Source organism: Massilia niabensis (assembly GCF_042655085.1).
GTDB lineage: Bacteria > Pseudomonadota > Gammaproteobacteria > Burkholderiales > Burkholderiaceae_D > Telluria > Telluria niabensis.
This window is the reverse complement of record NZ_JBHSMU010000009.1, coordinates 485709-505413: the sequence shown is the minus strand read 5'-3', so window position 1 is coordinate 505413 and position 19705 is coordinate 485709. Positions and strand designations below refer to the sequence as shown.

The following is a 19705-nucleotide window of genomic DNA, read 5'->3' as shown; positions in this document are numbered from 1 at the left end:
CGATGTACGAATCATATTATGGCTTCACCGCCAAGCCTTTCCAGCTGCGCCCCGACCCGCACTTTTTCTTTGGCAGCAAAGGCCACAAGCGCGCCATGGCCTACCTCGAGTACGGCCTGTCGCAGGGCGAGGGCTTCATCGTCGTGACCGGCGAAGTCGGCGCCGGCAAGACCACGCTGGTGCGCAACCTGTTCAACAAGTTGACGCACGAGCAGATCGTCGCCGCCCACATTGTCAACACCCACCTGGATCCGGACGACACGCTGCGCATGGTGGCATCGAGCTTTGGCCTGCCCCATGAAGGCGCGACCAAGACCGACCTCCTGACCCGCCTCGAGCAGTTCCTGCACAACGTCGACCGCCAGGGCAAGCGTGCCCTGCTCGTGATCGACGAAGCGCAGAACCTGAACCCGAAGACGGTGGAAGAACTGCGCATGCTGTCGAACTTCCAGACCGACGAAAAATCCCTGCTGCAGACCTTCCTGCTCGGCCAGCCGGAATTCCGCGGCACCCTGCACAGCCCCGGCATGCAGCAGCTGCGCCAGCGCGTCATCGCCAGCTACCACCTGGGCCCGATGGATGCGCAGGAAACCCGCGCCTATATCGAACACCGCCTGCACACGGTCGGCTGGAACGGCGACCCGAGTTTCGACGACGACGCCCATGCCGCCATTTTCGGCTACACAGGCGGGATTCCGCGCAAGACCAACACGCTGCTCGACCGCGTGCTGCTGATGGGCTACCTGGAAGAGCTGCACCACTTCACCGGCGAGCACATCCAGACGGTGATCGGCGACATCAGCGAAGAATTCCAGCAGCCCGAGATCATGAACACACCGGCTACCGGCGCGGCAATGAACGGCCAGCTGCTGGCCGACGGCATGGGCCACATGGGCGAACGCCGCGACAGCATCGAAGTGCTCGACGAGCGCATGATGCGCCTCGAGAAATCGGTCGTCTCGGTGCTGTCGATCCTGAAAAAAATCGTCGCCAACCCGCAAGGGGTGCAGGCGGCACAACCCGTGGACACCCAGGAATGAAGATGCAGACCCCAGCAGCCCGGCCGCAGCGCCAGCCGGGCGAGCGCATCCGCAATGCCATGACCTGCGACGTCGAAGACTATTTCCAGGTCTCGGCATTCGCTCCCTACATCAGCCGCGACAGCTGGCCGACGCGCGAATGCCGCGTCGAGGCCAACATCGAACGCATCCTGGCGCTGTTCGAGAAAAACGACGTCAAGGCGACGTTCTTTACGCTCGGCTGGATCGCCGAACGCTATCCGCAAATGGTGCGCCGCATCGTCGCCGCCGGCCATGAACTGGCCAGCCACGGCTATGGCCACCAGCGCGCATCCGACCAGAACCGCGCGGAGTTCGACAACGACATCCGCTCCGCGAAAGCGCTGCTGGAAGACATCGGCGGCCAGCAAGTGATCGGCTACCGCGCACCGAGCTTCTCGATCGGCCATGGCAACCTGTGGGCGCTCGAAGCCTTGACGGAAGCGGGTTATCGCTACAGCTCGAGCATCTACCCGATCGCCCATGACCACTACGGCATGCCGGACGCGCCGCGCTTCGCCTTTTATCCGAACGGCCCGGACGGCCTGCTGGAAATCCCGATCACGACCGCGATGCTGGGCGGGCGCAAGCTGCCGGCCGGCGGCGGCGGTTACTTCCGCCTGCTGCCGTACGCGCTGTCGCGCTGGATGGTCAAGCGCGTCAACGAGCTCGATGCCGAGCCGGCGCTGTTTTACTTCCACCCGTGGGAAGTCGATCCTGGCCAGCCGCGCCCGCAAGGCCTGGATGCCAAGTCGCGCTTCCGCCACTACATCAACCTCGATCGCATGGAAGGGCGCCTCGCCGCCCTTGCCCGCGATTTCGCGTGGGACCGGATGGACCGCATTTTCCTGAACAAGCCATGAATTCGATTATTGAAAACTCGCAGGTCATGCGGGCGGGGCGCGCGCATGCCGTGCCGTCCTCTTCCCCAGCCACCCTGCACCTGTTGAAACCGCAAGACCGGGCCCGCTGGGACGCCTTCGTCCGCAGCTGCCCGGATGCCACCTTCTTCCACTTGTCCGGCTGGCAGCCGGTGATCGAGCAGTCCTTCGGCATCAAGACCTGGTTCTATTACGTGGAACAGGACGGCCAGATCCAGGGCGTGCTGCCGCTGGCGCAGATCAAGAGCCGCCTGTTCGGCCACTCGCTGGGCGCGATGCCCTTCTGCGTGTACGGCGGCGTGGCCGCGATCGGCGACGGCGCACGCGCGCTGCTCGACGGCGCCGCCGACAAGCTGGCGCGCGAACTCGGCGTCGGCCACCTCGAATACCGCGGCATGGAACGCGCGCACCCGGGCGACGCCTCCTGGCACACGAAAGAGCTGTACGTCACCTTCCGCAAGGAGATCTCGGGCGACGACGAGGAAAACCTGAACGCGATCCCGCGCAAGCAGCGCGCGATGGTCCGTAAAGGGATCAAGCTCGGCCTGCGCGGCGAAGTCGACAACCATGTCGATCGCCTGTTCACGGCCTACTCGCACAGCGTGCACCGCCTCGGCACCCCGGTGTTCCCGAAAAAGTATTTCGCGCTCTTGCAAAAAGAGTTCGGCGACGAGTGCGAAGTGCGCACCATCGTCACCGATGACGGCCGCCTGGTCGGCTCGGTACTGAGCTTCTACTGGCGCGACGAAGTCGTGCCCTACTACGGCGGCGGCATGGACCTGGCGCGCGAAGTGGCGGGCAACGACTTCATGTACTGGAACCTGATGCAGGCAGCTGCCGCGCGTGGTTGCCGCCTGTTCGATTTCGGCCGCAGCAAGCTCGGCACCGGCGCCTACGACTTCAAGAAGAACTGGGGTTTCACGGCCCAGCACCTGCCTTACGAATACAAGCTGTACGGCGCCGATGCGTTGCCCGATAATAACCCGCTGAACCCGAAATACCAGCTCTTCATCAAGATGTGGAAAAAGTTGCCAATCCCACTGGCAAACCTGATCGGGCCACACATCGTCCGCAACCTGGGGTAATCCGTGGAAGACCTGCTGCTATTGATCCACCGGATCCCTTACCCGCCGAACAAGGGCGACAAGATCCGCTCGTACCACCTGCTCAAGCACCTGGCAGGGCAGTACCGCGTCCATCTCGCTACGTTTGTGGACGACGCCGACGACTGGCAGCACGTGCCGAAGGTCGAGGCGATGTGCGCGAGCAGCCATTTCGCGCCGCTCAATCCGACGCTGGCGCGCGTGCGCAGCCTGGGCGCCCTGCTGAAAAACCGTTCGCTGTCGCTCGACTACTACCGCGACGCCAGCCTGGAACGTTGGGTGGACGCCACTGTCGCTCGCCACAATATCTCGCGCGTGCTGGTGTTCTCGTCGGCGATGGCGCAGTACGCCGACAAATACCCGCAGGCGCGCCGCGTGGTCGATTTCTGCGACGTCGATTCGGATAAATGGCGGCAGTACGCCGACCAGAAATCCTGGCCGATGAGCTGGCTGTACCGCCACGAGGCGCGCCAGCTGTTATCGTATGAACGCCGCGTCGCGCGCGACTACGACGCCTCGCTGTTCGTCTCGGCGCCGGAAGCGGCGCTGTTTCGCGACCTGGCGCCGGAAAGCAGCGCGCGCATCGGCTTCTTCAACAACGGCGTCGACACCGATTACTTCAGCCCGCACACCGAGTACGCTAATCCCTACCCGGCGGGCGAACGCGCGATCGTGTTCACCGGCGCCATGGATTACTGGCCGAACGTGGACGCGGTCCAGTGGTTCTCGAGCGAGGTGCTGCCGCAGTTGCGCACCCGTTTCGCCGACCTGCGCTTCTACATCGTCGGCGCCCGCCCGACCCAGGCCGTGCGCGACCTGGGCAACCTCCCCGGCGTGACCGTGACCGGCACCGTGCCGGACGTGCGTCCGTACATCGCGCACGCCCAGGCGTCGGTGGCACCGCTGCGCATCGCGCGCGGCATCCAGAACAAGGTGCTCGAAGCAATGGCGATGGCGACCCCGGTCGTGGTGTCGCCGCAGGCGCTCGAAGGCATCGAGGCCAGGCCGGGTGCGGAGCTGGTACTGGCCGACGGCGCCGAGGCCTTTGTCGAAGCGGTCAGCGGCATGCTGCACGCGCGCCAGGACGTGATGGGGCACGCCGCCCGCACCTGCGTCGAACGCCAATACAGCTGGCCGAGCAACCTGGCCTGCATCGGGGAGCGACTGGAATGTTCCTGAAACCGCCACCGGGGGTGACCGCCACCTCCGCTCGCCCACTTGCCACATCCAGCCTGCTCCTGATCGTCCTGGCGCTGCTCGCGCCGCTGGTGCTCTACTGGGATACCGCACGCTCGATCGTCGACGTCTGGAACAGCTCGGAAACCTTCGCCCACGGCTACGCCATCGTGCCGATCAGCCTGTGGCTGATCTGGCGCCGGCGCGCCAATTTTTCGGCCATTCCCGCGCAGCCGGCCTGGCCGGCACTGGCCCTGCTCGCCGTCGCCGGCGCCGGCTGGCTCGCCGCGCGCATCGCCGGCGTCCAGGTGGTAATGCAATACGCGTTCGTCGCGATGTTCCCGCTGGCCGCTTTTGCCCTGCTGGGCCGGCGCCTGGCCGGCTCGCTGACCTTCCCGCTGCTGTTCCTGCTGTTCGCCGTGCCCTTCGGCGAAGTCTTCGTCGATCCGCTGATCGGCATCACCGCCGACTTCACGGTCTGGGCGGTGCAGATGACCGGTATCCCGGTGCTGCGCAACGGCACCCGCTTCGACCTGCCTACCGGCAGCTGGTCGGTCGTCGAAGCCTGCAGCGGCGTGCGCTACCTGATCTCCTCGATCACCCTCGGCTGCCTGTACGCCTACCTGACCTACCGCTCGACGACGCGGCGCGCGCTGTTCATCGGCCTGTCCGTGATCGTGCCGATCATCGCCAACGGCTTGCGCGCCTACATGATCGTCATGATCGGCCACATGAGCGGCATGGAGCTGGCCACCGGCGTCGACCACCTGATCTACGGCTGGCTGTTCTTCGGCATCGTGATGTTCCTGATGTTCTGGATCGGCAGCTACTGGCGCCAGGAAGAAGCACCGGCACCGGTCGCCCCGCATGCACAAGCGGCCGGTGCCGGCGCGCCGCTTTCCGCTGCCGCGCCTGCCCGCTCGCTGCTGCCGATGGCCCTGGCGATCGTCGCCGTGGCCGCCGTCTGGCCGGCCTTTGCCGCGTACAACGAGCGCGCCAACCGCAATCCGCAGCCGGTGCTGCTCGCCCTGCCGCAGCTGGCCGGCCTGGACAGCGCCGCCCGCTTCCCGGGCTGGGAACCGGACTACATGGCCCCGGACGCCCGGGTCGCCGGTGTGTACACGCAAGGCAGCCGCCCGGTCAAACTGCAGGTGCTGTACTACCGCAACCAGGACAAGAGCAAAAACCTGATCAGCTCGCTCAACCGCCTGGCCGGCCCGAAGGATGCCTGGCATGCGACCGCAAGCAGCGGCCGCGTCGAAGGCGGACTGGCCGTGCGCGAAAGCACCCTGGCCGGTCCCGGCGGTCCGCTGCTGGTCTGGCACTGGATGTGGATCGATGGCCAGAACACGACCAGCAACGTCGTCGGCAAACTGCACCAGGCGCGGGCCAAGCTGCTGTTCCATGGCGACGATGGCGCGCTGCTGGTGCTGGCAACGCCCGTGAACGACGACCCGCAGGCGGCACGCGCCGCGTTGCGCGCCTTTGCCGAACGCGGTCGCGGCGCCATCGAGGCGACGCTGCTGGCGACGCGGGGACGGTAAGCATGGCTGTGGTAACGCTTGAACGCACCGCCCCGCTTGTGGTGCACCTGATCTACCGCCTCGACATCGGCGGCCTGGAAACACTGCTGGTCGACACGATCAACCGCATGCCGGCCGGGCGCTACCGGCATGCGATCGTCTGCCTGACCGATTACACGGATTTCGCCGAGCGCATCCAGCGCCCCGACGTCGAGCTGTTCGCCCTGCACAAGGCACCCGGACTGGCGCCGGAGGTGCACCTGGCACTGTTCAAGCTCCTGCGCCGCCTGCGCCCGGCGATCCTGCACACCTATAATCTCGGCACCATCGAATACCAGGCGGTCGCCCTGCTGGCCGGAGTGCCGGTGCGCATCCACGCCGAGCACGGCCGCGACGCGTCCGACCCGCAAGGCCTGAACCGCAAGCACAACCTGCTGCGGCGCCTGCTGGCGAAGGTGATCGACCGCTACGTGCCGGTGTCAAACGACCTCGCGCACTGGCTCGAGTCGACCGTGCGCCTGCCGCAGCGCAAGGTGGAAACCATCATCAACGGCGTCGACACCGAACGTTTTTACGCCGGAGCGCCGGTGAACCCGGCAGCTGCTGCCTGGCGCGCGGACGGCGCCTTCGTCATCGGCGCGGTCGGGCGCCTGCAGGACGTCAAGAACCACGCCGGCCTGATCGACTCCTTCGCCCGCCTGCGGGTGCGCATTCCGGATCAAAAACTGCGCCTGGTGCTGGTCGGCGACGGCCCGCTGCGCGCGCGGCTGGAAGCGCAGGCGGCCGCAAGCGGTGCCGGCGCAGACATCGTCTTCGCCGGGGCGCATGCGGATGTCGCCGCGGTGCTGGGCGGCTTCTCGCTGTTCGCCCTGCCCTCGATCGCCGAAGGCACGCCGGTGACCTTGTTGGAAGCCATGGCCAGCGAACTGCCGGTAGTGGCGAGCCGCGTCGGCGGCATCCCGGAAATCGTGACCCATGGCCAGAACGGCACGCTGGTGCCGGCGGGCGACCCGGAAGCGCTGGCGCAGGCGCTGGCCGCCTACGTGCGCAACCCGGATCTCGCAACGGCGCACGGACGCGCGGCGCGCGCGCGCATCGAACACTCCTATAGCATGGCGGCCATGCTGACCGCTTATCTCGGCCTTTACGACCGCCTCTGCAAAAGCAAGACAACACCTCAACAAGCAATCACACCATGTGCGGAATAACTGGCATTTTTGACCTGCGCGGCGGGCGAGCGATCGACCCGGCCCTGCTGCAGCGTATGAACGACTCGCAATTTCACCGTGGTCCGTCGGAGGGCGACCTGCACCTGGAGCCGGGCGTCGCTTTCGGCCACCGCCGCCTGTCGGTGATGGACGTCGCCTCGGGCCTGCAGCCGATGTTCAACGAAGACCACAGTGTGGTCATCGTATTCAACGGCGAGATCTACAACTTCCGCGCCCTGATGACGGAACTGAAAGGTCTGGGCCACGAGTTCCGCACCCGCTGCGACACCGAAGTCATCGTCCACGCCTGGGAAGAATGGGGCGAGGAGTGCGTGCACCGCCTGCGCGGCATGTTCGGCTTCGCGATCTGGGACCGGAATAAACAGGTGCTGTTCATGGCGCGCGACCGCCTCGGCATCAAGCCTTTCCACTACGCGCTGCTGCCGGACGGGATGTTCGCCTTCGGCTCGGAACTGAAATCCCTGCTCACGCTGCCGAACCTGGTGCGTGATATCGACCCCTGCGCGGTCGAGGAATATTTCGCCTACGGCTACGTGCCGGAACCGCGCACGATTTTCACCGGCGCCCATAAACTGCTGCCGGGCCACACGCTGACCTTGACCCCGGGCATGGCCACGCTGCCGGCCTCGAAGCAGTACTGGGACGTGCCGTTCACGCCGCATGTCGGCATGACCGACGGCGACATCGAGGGCGAAACCATCCACCGCCTGCGTGAAGCGGTCGAGAGCCACATGGAAGCGGACGTGCCGCTCGGCGCCTTCCTGTCGGGCGGCGTCGATTCGAGCGCGATCGTGGCGATGATGGCCGGCCTGTCGAACCAGCCGGTAAACACCTGCTCGATCGGCTTCGACGAAGCGGATTTCGACGAGTCGACCTATGCGCGCCAGGTGGCCGAGCGCTACAAGACGAAGCACCAGAGCGAGATCGTCGACAAGGACGATTACGGCCTGCTCGACCTGCTCGCCGGCCTGTACGACGAACCGTATGCAGACAGCTCGGCCATCCCGACCTACCGCGTCTGCGAACTGGCCCGCAAGACCGTGACGGTTGCACTGTCGGGCGACGGCGGCGACGAGAATTTTGCCGGCTACCGCCGCCACCGCATGGCGATGGGCGAAGAGCGCGTGCGCTCGATGCTGCCGCTCGCGCTGCGCAAACCGGTATTCGGCCTGCTCGGCAAAGCCTATCCGAAGGCCGACTGGGCGCCGCGCGTGTTCCGCGCCAAGACCACCTTCGAAGCACTCGCGCGCGACCTGACCGAGGGTTACTTCCACGGCGTGTCGATCAACAACGACCGCGTGCGCGGCGGCATGTTCTCGGACGGTTTCAAGAGCAAGCTGCAGGGCTACCGCGCGGTGGAAGTCATGCGCGGCTATGCGAACAACGCGCCGACCGACGACCCGCTGTCGCTGATCCAGTACATCGACATGAAGACCTACCTGCCGGGCGACATCCTCACCAAGGTCGACCGCGCATCGATGGCGCACGCACTCGAAGTGCGCGTGCCCCTGCTAGACCACCAGTTCGTCGAATGGGTCTCGGGCTTGCCGTCCTCCTGCAAGCTGCGCAGCGGCGAAGGCAAGTACATCTTCAAGAAGGCGCTCAAACCTTACCTGGGCGACGACATCCTGTACCGTAAAAAAATGGGCTTCTCGATCCCGCTGGCAAGCTGGCTGCGCGGTCCGCTGGCCGGCGCCATGAAATCGGCGGTGCTCAATCCGGCCCTGCTCGACACCGGCATTTTCAATCCCAACACTCTCAAGCAGATGGTCGACGAACACCAGGCCGCCACCAAGGACCACAGCACGGCGCTGTGGTCGGTACTGATGTTCGAAGCCTTCCTGCGCAAGAACGGCGCCGGCGTAGCCACCACTGCCGCCCCAAGGAGCAACTGATGCGTGTTCTTCACGTCCTCGACCATTCGATCCCGCTGCACAGCGGCTACACCTTCCGTACCCGCTCGATCCTGCGCGAACAGCGCGCGCTGGGGTGGGAAACCTTCCACGTCACCGGCTCGAAGCAGAATTCCGACGACGCACTGGAAGAAACCGTGGATGGCCTGCATTTCTACCGCACGCCGAAATCCACCGGAGCCCTCGCCCGCCTGCCGGTGCTGAACCAGAAGGAAGTCATCGACGGCCTGGCCCGGCGCCTGGCCGAGATCATCCCCCAGATCAAACCCGACGTGCTGCACGCGCACTCGCCGAGCCTGAACGCGATCGCCGCCCTGCGCGCGGGTAAACGCTTCGGCATCCCGGTCGTGTACGAAGTGCGCGCCTTCTGGGAAGACGCGGCGGTCGACCACGGCACCAGTGCCGAAAACGGCCTGCGCTACCGGGCCACGCGCGCGCTGGAGACCTATGCGCTGCGCCAGGCCGATGCCGTGACCACCATCTGCGAAGGCCTGCGCCGCGACATCGTCGCGCGCGGCATCCCGGCCGATAAGGTGACCGTGATCCCGAACGCGGTCGACATCGACAAGTTCGCCGTTGGTGGCACTGCCGACCAGGACCTGAAAAGCCGCCTGGGCCTGGCCGGCGCGCGCCTGATCGGTTTTATTGGCTCGTTCTACGCCTATGAAGGCCTGGACGTGTTGCTGCGCGCCGTGCCTGCCTTATCAAGCCGGATCCCCGACCTGCGCGTGCTGTTGGTGGGCGGCGGTCCCCAGGATGCGCAGCTGCGCCAGCTGGCGCAGGACCTGAACATCGCCGACAAGGTGGTGTTCACCGGTCGCGTGCCGCACGACCAGGTCAACATGTACTACGACCTGCTCGACGTGCTGGTGTACCCGCGCCTGCCGATGCGCCTGACCGAACTGGTCACGCCCTTGAAGCCGCTGGAAGCGATGGCGCAGGGCCGCATCCTGGCCGCGTCCGACGTCGGCGGCCACCTGGAACTGATCGAAGACGGCAAGACCGGGGTGCTGTTCAAGGCTGCCGATCCGGCCTCGCTGGCCGAAAAGGTCGGCGCCCTGCTCGAGCAGCAGGAACAATGGCCGCAGTTGCGCGCCAACGGCCGCCACTACGTGGAGACCGAGCGCAACTGGCCGGTCAGCGTGGCGCGCTACCAGGACATCTATGGCCGCCTGACGCGGCGCTGCGCTGCATGAAAATCCTGACTTTCAGCACCCTGTTCCCGAACAGCGAAAAGCCCGGCCATGGGATTTTCGTCGAAACGCGCCTGCGCCACCTGGTCGCCAGCGGCAAGGTCGAGGCGCGCGTGGTCGCGCCGGTGCCCTGGTTCCCGTCGACCCATCCGCGCTTCGGCAATTATGCGAAGCAGGCGCGGGTCCCGCGCGAGGAACTGCGTCACGGCCTGCGCGTGGCGCACCCGCGCTATCCGACGATCCCGAAAATCGGCATGAACGTCGCGCCCCTGCTGCTGGCCCAGGCGGCCAAGCCGACGATCGCGCGCATGCTGGACGAAGGCTATGACTTCGACCTGATCGACGCCCATTACTTTTATCCGGACGGCGTGGCCGCGGCCATGCTCGCCAAATACTTCAACAAGCCGCTGGTCATCACCGCGCGCGGTTCGGACATCACGCTGCTGCCGAACTATCCGCTGCCGCGCCGCATGATCCGCTGGGCTGCCAGGCGCGCCGACGCCGTCATTACCGTCTGCAATGCGCTGCGCGATGAAGTCGTCGCGCTCGGCGTCGATGCCGGCCGCGTGACCTCGCTGAGGAATGGCGTCGATTTGCAGCTGTTCCGCCCGACCGAACGTGCGGCTGCGACCGACACATTCACCCTGCTGACGGTCGGCCACCTGGTGCCGGTCAAGGCGCAGGAACTGATCATTGCGGCGCTGCCGCTGCTGCCCGGCGTGCGCCTGGTGGTGGCCGGCGACGGCCAGAACCGGCAGATGCTGGAAGACCTGGCGCGCACCCTGAACCTCAGCGATCGTGTCGACTTCCTCGGCGCCGTCCCGCAAGCCCAGCTGCGCAGCCACTACGGGGCGGCCGACGCCCTGGTGCTGGCCTCGTCGCGCGAAGGCTGGGCCAACGTCCTGTTAGAATCCATGGCCTGCGGCACCCCGGTGGTCGCCAGCCGCGTGTACGGCACCCCGGAAGTGGTGGCGGCACCGGAAGCGGGTGTCCTGATGGCCGAGCGCACGCCGCAGGCGCTGGCCGATGCCGTCAACGCCCTGCGCGCCGCTTACCCGGACCGCGCGGCCACCCGCCGCTATGCGGAAGGCTTCAGCTGGGACGACACCACCGCGGGACAGCTCAGCCTGTTCGAAGACATCCTCAACCGGCGCCAGCGCCAACCGTCCGGCGCGCTAGCTTGCCGTACGCCTTAACCGAACCGATACCACGATGGAATCACTTCTCTGGGCCCTGGACCTGCTGGTCTTATTGTTCGTGTGCCGCTGGGCACTGCGCGCGGATGTGGCCGAGACCGCAGCCGAAGAGCAACGCAAGAAATCGGGACAGGGCTGATCCATGCGCGACCTCGTACTGTTAAGCGTCCTGCCGTTCATGCTGTACTTCATGGCCAAGCGTCCATTCATCGGCGTCGGCATGTGGATCTGGACCGCGCTGTTCTTCCCCAACGCCTGGGTGTACGGCATGGCCGGCAACATCCGCTACAACCTGCTGTTCACCGCCGTGGCCGTCGTCAGCTACCTGGTCATGAAGAACAAGCCCAAACTCGAACTCGGGACCTTGGGCGCGATGGTGTTGCTGTTCTTCCTCTGGACGACCGTGTCGACGGTGCTGACACTGGCGCCGCCGGACCGTTCCTGGGAGTACTGGAACCGCTTCGCCAAAGTGATCGCGCTGTTCGTGTTCGTGCTCCTGATTATCGAGAAGAAGCTGCACGTCGACTTCTTCCTGTGGTGCGTGGTGCTGTCGGTGGGCTTCTACGCCGACCTGGAGGCGCTGAAATTCGTGCTCAGCGGCGGTGGCCACAAGATCTCGGGCCTCCCTGGCCACGTGCTGGGCGACCGCAACGAGCTGTCGGTGGCGTTCGTGATGACCCTGCCGATCTGCTACTACCTGCTGGGCGAGTATGGCCAGCGTTCGCGCATCATCTGGCTTGGCCTGCTCGGCACGATGGTACTGCTGGTGGCGGGCGTCATCGGCACCCAGTCGCGCGGCGGCTTCATCGCGCTGGCCGGCCTCGGCGCTTACCTGTTCATCAAGACCGACCGCAAGCTGCCGGTGCTGCTGCTGATCGTGGCGCTCGTGATCGGCATGTCGTACCTCGTGTCGGACGAGTGGTCCTCGCGCATGAACACGCTTGAAACCGCCGATGAGGATGCGTCCTTCATGGGACGGGTGGTGGCCTGGAAGCTCAGCTTCATCCTGGCCGTGCAAAATCCAATCTTCGGTGGCGGCTTCAAGGCGCTCGAGACGTTCTCGGTCTGGTCCGAGCTGTCGCGCGACTTCTTCAACTACGAGTGGTTCTACACGGGCACTGCCTTGCCGAACACGAAAGTGGCGCGCGCCGCCCACAGCGTGTACTTCCAGGTAATGGGGGATCACGGCTTCGTCGGGCTCGGGATCTACCTGGCCTGCCTGATCGGCGCCTTCCGCAAGGCCAAGCGCATTGCGCTCAGCGTCAAGCGCGCAGGAGGCCCGAAGTGGCTGCGCACGCTGGCGACCATGCTGCAGCTGAGCGTGTTCGCGTTTGCACTGGGCGGGGCCTCGCTCAGCTTTGCTTACTTCGACCTCATCTTTGCACTGTTTGCGCTGCTGATCGTGCTCGAAGCCCGCGTGCTGCCGGCCACGCTTGCGCTGGCGGTAGCACCCAACCCGGCAGCCGAGCCCATCCTGCCAGCGCGTGTGGAGCTGGTGAAATGAACCAGAATATCCTCAAGGGGATACTGGTATTGCTCGTGGTACTCGACCATAACGAGTATGTGCGCAGCCTCTTGCCGCGCCTGCTCGATGGCTTCACCTTCCATGTGGTCGGCTTCCTGATGATCCCCTTCCTCAGGCCGACCGCCCCATGGTCGAAGGATTATCTGACTTACCTGTTCCGCCTCTACTTCCCGTTCTTCGTCTTCGTTACCGTAATGGCGATCCTGGACGCCTGGCTGACCCCGGTTACCGCCGCGAGCCAGGCGGGACTCTGGCTGCATGCTTTGTACAGCGGCAACTCCCACATCCTGCAGCAGGTCACGCAGATGGCGCTGCTGTGGTTCCTGCCGTCGTTCATCGCCCTGGTCACCCTGCGCACCGCCATCGAGAACGCCGGCCAGGCCGGCAAGGTCGCCGCGATTGCCCTGTTGTGCCTGGCGCATCCGTTTATCGGCACCATTGCCCGCGAGGCGGAACATTACCTGCCGCTCGGCCTGCTGCCGGCCGTGTATGTGGTGCCGCTGGCCTACCTCGGTGTCCTGTTGCACCGCAAGGTCTACGAGCGCATGGCGCCGCTGGCGGCGCTGCTGGTCGCGACCGGCATTGCCGCCGCGGTCAAGTATGCGCAGGTGCAGGCCGGGCTGCACGCCGAGATCGGCTTTGCAGAAGTGGCGGACTACCGTCAGCCGTATGCCCTGCTGCTGAACGACCTGGAGGCCGTCACCGGCGTGCTGATGGTGTTCCAGCTGGCGCGCCTGCGACTCGGAAGTTTCCTTGAACGATGCGGCAAATACAGCCTGCAGGTGTACCTGTTCCACGCGTTCGTCGCGCTGGCCGTGTACAAGGGCCTGCAGCGCTTTGCCGCCGACTGGCCGCTGGGCCTGCTGTTTGCCGTTTCGCTGCTCCTTACCGTCCTGATCAGCGCGGCACTGGCGCGGGTGCTGGCCGAACAGCCGCTGGCGCGGCGCTTCCTGTTCCCCCGTTCCCCTGCCGAACTGCTGGGGCGGGCACCGCGCCGCGAGACCGTCCGGGGCCAGGCCATACCCCCCTCCGCAACGCACAGCAACGCCCGCCAATGACATTGAATCGACATTCATACCTGACCGAACGCCTGATCCACGCGGTGGGCAAGGCCATCGCGCTGGCCGGGCGCGGCAACCGGCTATGCGTGGTCAACTATCATCGTATCCTCGAGGTGCCTGACCCGCTGCTCGAGTCGGAGCCGGACGTCGCCACCTTCCGCTGGCAGATGGCCCTGCTCGCGCGCTGCTTCAACGTGCTGCCGCTGCCTGTGGCGCTGGCGGCGCTCGACGCCGGCAAGCTGCCGCCGCGCGCGGTCTGCATCACCTTCGACGACGGCTACCGCTCGGTGCACGACCTGGCGCTGCCGGTACTGCGCGAATTCGGCCTGCCCGCCACGGTGTTCGTCACCAGCGGCTTCATAGGCGAAGGCAACATGTGGAACGACCGCATCATCGAAGCGGTGCAGGGCCTGAGCGACGATACGCTCGACCTGTCCGACCAAGGCCTGGGCAGCTATGCGCTGGGCACCCTGGAAGCGCGCAAGCAGAGCCTGAGCCGGCTGACCGAGCGCTCGAAATACCTGGCGCCGGCAGCGCGCGCCGCGCTGGTGGAACGCTTGGAGTCGATGGTCGGCGACGACCTCGCGCCCGGCCTGATGCTCACGCCGGAGAATATCATCAACCTGCAGCGGGGCGGCATCGAGATCGGCGCCCATACGGTGACCCACCCGATCCTCACCAGCCTCGACGACGACACGGCGCGCCTCGAAATCACTGCCGGCAAGGCCGACCTGGAGGAGATCGTCGGACGACCGGTGCGCCTGTTCGCCTACCCGAACGGCAAGCCCGGCAAGGATTTCGATGCCCGCCACGCGGCCATGGTGCAGGAGGCCGGTTTCGACGCCGCCTTCACCACCCTGCCCGGCCCGATTACCCGTGGCCATGACCGCTTCCAGCTGGCGCGCAGCCGGCCCTGGGACAAGACACCGCTGATGTTCGGCCTGCGCCTGTTGCGCTGGTTGGCCGCATAAGCAAAGATTTTATTAGGTATAGAAACAAGCATGAAAACACAACACGCGTTGATGGTGGCTTTCCACTTCCCGCCACAGACCGGCAGCAGCGGCGTCCAGCGCACCCTGAGCTTCTCGAAGCGCCTGCAGGCGCACGCCTGGCATCCGCTGGTCCTGTCGGCCAACCCGCGCGCTTACGCTACCCACAATCCTGCGCAGCTGGCCAGCCTGCCGGCCGACCTGGTGGTATGCCGTGCCTTTGCGCTCGATACCAAGCGCCACCTTGGTTTCGGCGGGCGTTACAGCGAACTGATGGCACTGCCCGACCGCTGGATCAGCTGGTGGGGCCACGGCGTGCTGGCCGGTCTGCGTTTGATCCGCCAGCACAAGCCGTCCGTGATCTGGTCGACCTTCCCGATCGCTACCGCGCACCTGATCGCCCTGACCCTGCACCGCATCACCGGCCTGCCCTGGATCGCCGACTTCCGCGACCCGATGTTGCAGCCGGCCCATCCATCTTCCCAGCGCCAGCGGCGCATCTATGGCTGGCTGGAGAAGCAGACGCTGCAGCGCTGCCGCTTTGCCGTGTTCACCACTGACAACGCACGCAACGCCTACCGCACGCGCTTCCCGCAGATCGACCCAGCCAAGTTCCACGTCATCGAGAATGGCTACGACGAAGACGATTTCGCCGCCTCGACGAACGGCATTGTCCCGAGCGTGAATGCCCGTACCACGCTGCTGCACAGCGGCATCCTGTACGAGGCCGGGCGCAACCCCGAGCAGTTCCTGGCCGCGCTGGCGCACCTCAAAGCGGCGGGCACGATCGACGCGTCCCTGCGCGTGGTGCTGCGCGCGCCGGGCGACATTCCGGGCACGATCGAGAAGGTGCGCAGGCATGGCGTGGAAGACATCGTCGAGGTGCTGCCGCCGGTGCCCTACCGCGACGCCCTGCACGAAATGCTCTCCGCCGACGGCCTCCTGATCTTCCAGGGCACGCCCTACAACAACCAGATCCCAGCCAAGATCTACGAATACTTCCGCGCCCGCAAACCAATCCTCGGGCTGGTCGATGCCGTCGGCGAAACGGCCGGCGTGCTGCGCGGCGCTGGCTTCGGCGACATGGTGCCGATCGACGATACCGCCGCGCTAGCGCCGGCGATTGCCCGTTTTGTGACCGCAGTCCGGAGCGGGACCGCCCACCGCGCCAGCGAGGAACTGGTGGCGCAATCCTCGCGCGCGCACAAGGCGGTGCAACTGGCGCAACTGTTCGACGAGGCCGCACGGTGAGCACGGACAGTGTCAACAAGCAGATCGCCAGGGGCGCGGCATGGATGGTCGGCTTCAAGATGCTCGACAATGCCCTGGGCCTGATCAGCACCCTGGTACTGGCGCGCATGCTGGCGCCACAGGACTTCGGCCTGGTCAGCATGAGCATGGTGCTGCTGGCGGCGATGACGCTGCTGATGTCCTTCAGTTTCGACATCCAGCTGATCCAGAACCCGAACGCGGGACGCGATCACTTCGACACGGCCTGGACCTTCAACGTGATGTTCGCGACCGGCTGCGGCATCCTGATGGTGCTACTGGCCCCGGCCACGGCCGCTTTCTACCGCGAGCCGCGCCTCGAGACGATCCTGTACGTGATGGCCGCCGGCTTCGTGCTGCAGGGCTTCTCGAACATCGGCACCGTGAAATTCCGGCGCGACATGCGCTTCGACCGCGAATTCAAATTCCTGCTCAGCAAACGCATGTCGAGCCTGCTGGTGACCATTCCGCTGGCAATTTACCTGCGCAATTACTGGGCGCTCGTGATCGGCCAGCTCGCCGGCACCGTCTTGTCGCTGGTGATGTCGTATGTGGTCAGCAGCTACCGGCCGCGCTTTTCGCTGGCGGCGAAGGGCGAGATGTTCCATGGCTCGGCATGGCTGATGGTGAACAACTTCATCCACTTCCTGCACAACCGCGCGCCGACCTTCGTCATCGCCCGCCTGAGCGGTGCGGGGTCGGTCGGCGTATATTCGATCGCGGCCGAAATATCGCTGCTGCCATCGAACGAACTGGTCGCGCCGATCAACCGCGCCGCCTTCCCCGGCTATGCCAAGGCCGCGCACGACATGGACAAGCTGCGCGACAGCTTCCTGAAAGTGATCGCCTCCATTGCCCTGATCGCCCTGCCGGCGGGCATCGGCATCGTTTCGGTCGCCGAACTGCTGGTGCCGGCGGCGCTCGGATGGAAGTGGAAGGACGCCATCCCGATCATCCAGCTGCTGGCCGTGTACGGCATCATCAAGGCGCTGCAGACGAACATCGGCTACATCTACCTGGTACTCGGCATGACCAAGCGGATCACCCTGATCACGTCGATCCAGGTGCTGATCCAGACCTCGGCGCTCATTCCCGCCGTGTACTACTACGGCCCCCAGGGAGCCGCCTGGTCGTACTTGGGCACCTCGATCCTCCTGATCCCGCTGAACCAGTACCTGGTCGCTCAGTGCCTGAGCCTGTCCTCCACCCGCTTCTGCCGCGAGCTGATGCGCCCCCTGATCGCGTCGCTGGCAATGATGGCAGTCGTGGTAGCGATCAAGAGCCAGCTGGTGCTGCGCCAGGAAACGCTCGACTACCTGCTGGCGCTGCTGCTGTGCGCTGCAACGGGCGCACTAGTGTATGTGGTCATGATGTACCTGCTGTGGCGCATGGCTGGACAACCGCAAGGCGCCGAGGAGTTCGCCTTCCGCCGGGTGCAGGGCATGCTGGGCAAAGTGGGTATCCGGCTCAAGCTGGTGAGTTGAGAAAGAAATGGCGCCCACAAGGGCGCCATCTTTTTATGGGGATGTGAGCTGTTACCGGCTTTCAGGCCACCGCCGGCATCCGCGCCCCCGCCCGTCCCGGCACCATCGCCGCCAGCTTGCGCACCAGCGCCAGCACCCCGCTCATCTCGGCCTCGAACTCGATCATCGAGACATCTCCGCCATCCAGGAAACGCGGCAGGAAGAATGCATCGTCCGGTCCCGCGATGTTGACTAGTCCCGGCAGGCAGGTGGTCGCGGTGCGCACGCCGGCGGCGCGCATTGCCGCAGGGGCTGCGGGATCGAAGCGCCCGCTCGGATAGCAGTAGTGCACGGGATTGGGCAGTCCCGCCGCCACGATCGATTCGCGGCAGCGCTCGATGTTCGCGCGGTTGATTTCGAGCTTACCCGGCTCGTAGCTGTGCACGTGGCCGTGCAGCTCGATGGCGCAGCCGTTCGCAGCCGCCTGGCGCAGCTCGTCGCGGGTCATGTAGCTGAAGCGGCGCGAGGCCAGGTCCAGCGTCGCCGCTGGCACCCCGACCGCTTCGGCCAGGCGCACCAGCGCCGCTTCCACGTCGGAAGGAGCGACGCTGCGCAGCCAGCGCTCGGCGCGCTCGACCAGCATGCGGCGGTCGGCATCGCGCACCAGGTCGTAGCCGCCGTCCAGGTCCTGCGTGAATCCGTTCACGTGACACTGCCGGCGCGGCGCCCGCCACACGAGGTAGCGCAGCGCGACGCCCGCGATCGGCGCACCCTGCTCATAGGCTTCGGAGTGCAGGTACAGCACCGGTCGGTAGCCATATTCGGCCAGCAGCGGCAGCAGGTCGTGGTACGACGAATACCAGCCGTCGTCGAGCGTCACCGCGACCGGGATACGGTCCCCGTCACCGGGCTTGAGCGTCTCGTCGAGCGTGGCCGGCACAAAGCCGTGACTGCGCAACCAGTCTAGGCGCTCGCGCAGTTGCTGTGGGGTGCAAAACAGTTTCGGGTTGTACTCGCGCTCGTCGCCCAGGTTGCCGCCGTGGTAGCACAGGATGCGTGGACGCTTGCGTGTGACAGCGCGCATCAACGCGAAGAACCCGGCCGACCTGGCGGCGGTGAGGACAGCTTTTTTGAGGGACATCGGTAAGGTCTTTTATGAAATGGGGCTGGGCTCGCGGCGCGCCCAGGCGATCTGCGCGCGCCGTGGCCAGACGAGGGCATAGGTGGCGGGGCGATAGGTGCCTGCAGCCCAGGCCGCGCGCCTCTTCTCCGACTTTGCGGTGGAATAGCTCACAGCCTGCTCGTCGTGTGCGACAAACAGGCAGGCACAGCCGCCGGCAACGGCATCGTCGCGCAGATAAGCCAGGTGTGGGCTCAATCTGGCCACGGCCGGGTCATAAAACCAGCTGCCGGCGTACATGCCCAGCATCTCGGGATGCAGGGCATACAGGTCGGCGCAGCAGCGGTAGCATTCGCGTCGGCCTTCCGCGCTGAATTCTTCCATATACAGCTTGTGCGCATGGATCTCGAAATAGGGCTTGAATCCGCCGATGCGCGCGAACAGCAGCGCGCGCCGCAAGAGCTGCAAGGGACCGCCCTTCCATAGCACCGAGCGCGCCACTCCCGCCTGTGGATCGATCAGGTTTGACGCGCCGGCATACAGGCGCAGGCGCGCCAGGCCAAGTTCCTTCATGTAGGCGTCGCTGGCGAGGCTGCACTCGAAAGCGAAGGCGTCATCGTGCGCGACGATGCGCGCGAACTGACGTAACTGGTGGTTCAGCACGCGCGGCGGCAGCAGCGGGAGCCGTGTGCCGGCCAGGCTGCCGCATACGGCCTGGAACAGCGCCGCCAACAGCAGCGCTCGCGCCGCAGGCTCGCCCGCGGCGCGCAGCACCTCGTCATGGATGACGCGCGCCGCATCGGGGACGTCCTTGTAGCGGGAGTCGCGCCGCAGCGTGTCGAAGGCGCCCAGGAAGCGCGCAAGGCGCGGCGACGCATCAGGCAAGCCCAGAGAGTGCAGGTGCGCAAGTGCGCCCACAAGGCGTTCCTTAGCGGTGCCGGTCAAGGCAGGTTGTGCTGGTAATGGGGCTGTCATGCTTCCTGCGCGTGCACGTGCGGGTGCGGGA

Annotated in this window: 17 protein-coding genes; 15 read left to right on the top strand and 2 right to left on the bottom strand. The window is 65.8% G+C overall.

Annotated elements, in window-relative coordinates:
• Positions 1–2 precede the first annotated feature (2 nt).
• From ACFPN5_RS10410 to ACFPN5_RS10340, 15 genes are read left to right on the top strand one after another with little or no spacing between them, the layout of a single operon-like run.
• Positions 3–1040, top strand: a complete 1038-nt coding sequence (locus tag ACFPN5_RS10410; RefSeq protein WP_379782858.1) for an XrtA/PEP-CTERM system-associated ATPase — start codon at positions 3–5, stop codon at positions 1038–1040.
• On the top strand, positions 1037–1921 hold the full coding sequence (locus tag ACFPN5_RS10405) for an XrtA system polysaccharide deacetylase (protein ID WP_379782856.1): 885 nt from the start codon (positions 1037–1039) through the stop codon (positions 1919–1921). Before ACFPN5_RS10410 ends, ACFPN5_RS10405 begins: the two co-directional genes overlap by 4 nt.
• Positions 1918–3024, top strand: coding sequence for a FemAB family XrtA/PEP-CTERM system-associated protein (locus tag ACFPN5_RS10400; protein ID WP_379782854.1), 1107 nt, complete (start codon positions 1918–1920; stop codon positions 3022–3024). Before ACFPN5_RS10405 ends, ACFPN5_RS10400 begins: the two co-directional genes overlap by 4 nt.
• 3 nt (positions 3025–3027) lie before the next feature.
• Positions 3028–4221 carry a TIGR03087 family PEP-CTERM/XrtA system glycosyltransferase gene (locus tag ACFPN5_RS10395; protein ID WP_379782852.1) on the top strand — a complete coding sequence of 398 codons (1194 nt, stop codon included), beginning with the start codon at positions 3028–3030 and terminating at the stop codon, positions 4219–4221.
• Positions 4212–5762 (top strand): exosortase A, encoded by a 1551-nt coding sequence (gene xrtA, locus ACFPN5_RS10390; RefSeq protein ID WP_379782850.1) that lies wholly within the window; start codon positions 4212–4214, stop codon positions 5760–5762. Before ACFPN5_RS10395 ends, xrtA begins: the two co-directional genes overlap by 10 nt.
• A 2-nt stretch (positions 5763–5764) precedes the next feature.
• Positions 5765–6949 (top strand): TIGR03088 family PEP-CTERM/XrtA system glycosyltransferase, encoded by a 1185-nt coding sequence (locus ACFPN5_RS10385; protein WP_379782848.1) that lies wholly within the window; start codon positions 5765–5767, stop codon positions 6947–6949.
• The gene (locus tag ACFPN5_RS10380) at positions 6937–8865 is read left to right on the top strand and encodes an XrtA/PEP-CTERM system amidotransferase (RefSeq protein WP_379782846.1); all 1929 of its coding nucleotides are present in this window, start codon (positions 6937–6939) and stop codon (positions 8863–8865) included. Before ACFPN5_RS10385 ends, ACFPN5_RS10380 begins: the two co-directional genes overlap by 13 nt.
• The gene (locus ACFPN5_RS10375; protein WP_379782844.1) at positions 8865–10079 is read left to right on the top strand and encodes a TIGR04063 family PEP-CTERM/XrtA system glycosyltransferase; all 1215 of its coding nucleotides are present in this window, start codon (positions 8865–8867) and stop codon (positions 10077–10079) included. The genes ACFPN5_RS10380 and ACFPN5_RS10375 overlap by 1 nt, the downstream gene beginning before the upstream one ends.
• Complete coding sequence (locus tag ACFPN5_RS10370) at positions 10076–11272, top strand: glycosyltransferase family 4 protein (RefSeq protein WP_379782842.1); 1197 nt, start codon at positions 10076–10078, stop codon at positions 11270–11272. Before ACFPN5_RS10375 ends, ACFPN5_RS10370 begins: the two co-directional genes overlap by 4 nt.
• 16 nt (positions 11273–11288) lie before the next feature.
• A complete protein-coding gene (locus ACFPN5_RS10365) occupies positions 11289–11411 on the top strand; it encodes a hypothetical protein (protein ID WP_379782840.1) in 123 nt (40 codons plus the stop codon).
• Between the two features lie 3 nt (positions 11412–11414).
• Positions 11415–12776 (top strand): putative O-glycosylation ligase, exosortase A system-associated, encoded by a 1362-nt coding sequence (locus tag ACFPN5_RS10360; protein WP_379782838.1) that lies wholly within the window; start codon positions 11415–11417, stop codon positions 12774–12776.
• The gene (locus tag ACFPN5_RS10355; protein ID WP_379782836.1) at positions 12773–13855 is read left to right on the top strand and encodes an acyltransferase family protein; all 1083 of its coding nucleotides are present in this window, start codon (positions 12773–12775) and stop codon (positions 13853–13855) included. The genes ACFPN5_RS10360 and ACFPN5_RS10355 overlap by 4 nt, the downstream gene beginning before the upstream one ends.
• Positions 13852–14829 carry a polysaccharide deacetylase family protein gene (locus ACFPN5_RS10350; protein ID WP_379782834.1) on the top strand — a complete coding sequence of 326 codons (978 nt, stop codon included), beginning with the start codon at positions 13852–13854 and terminating at the stop codon, positions 14827–14829. The genes ACFPN5_RS10355 and ACFPN5_RS10350 overlap by 4 nt, the downstream gene beginning before the upstream one ends.
• Before the next feature lie 30 nt (positions 14830–14859).
• Positions 14860–16098 carry a glycosyltransferase gene (locus ACFPN5_RS10345; protein WP_379782832.1) on the top strand — a complete coding sequence of 413 codons (1239 nt, stop codon included), beginning with the start codon at positions 14860–14862 and terminating at the stop codon, positions 16096–16098.
• On the top strand, positions 16095–17600 hold the full coding sequence (locus tag ACFPN5_RS10340; protein ID WP_379782830.1) for a lipopolysaccharide biosynthesis protein: 1506 nt from the start codon (positions 16095–16097) through the stop codon (positions 17598–17600). Before ACFPN5_RS10345 ends, ACFPN5_RS10340 begins: the two co-directional genes overlap by 4 nt.
• A gap of 61 nt (positions 17601–17661) precedes the next feature.
• On the opposite strand, the gene ACFPN5_RS10335 is transcribed toward ACFPN5_RS10340, so the two are convergent.
• Both ACFPN5_RS10335 and ACFPN5_RS10330 read right to left on the bottom strand, forming a co-directional pair.
• Complete coding sequence (locus tag ACFPN5_RS10335) at positions 17662–18720, bottom strand: polysaccharide deacetylase family protein (protein ID WP_379782828.1); 1059 nt, start codon at positions 18718–18720, stop codon at positions 17662–17664.
• Between the two features lie 12 nt (positions 18721–18732).
• Complete coding sequence (locus tag ACFPN5_RS10330) at positions 18733–19617, bottom strand: hypothetical protein (RefSeq protein WP_379782826.1); 885 nt, start codon at positions 19615–19617, stop codon at positions 18733–18735.
• Positions 19618–19705: the final 88 nt, after the last annotated feature.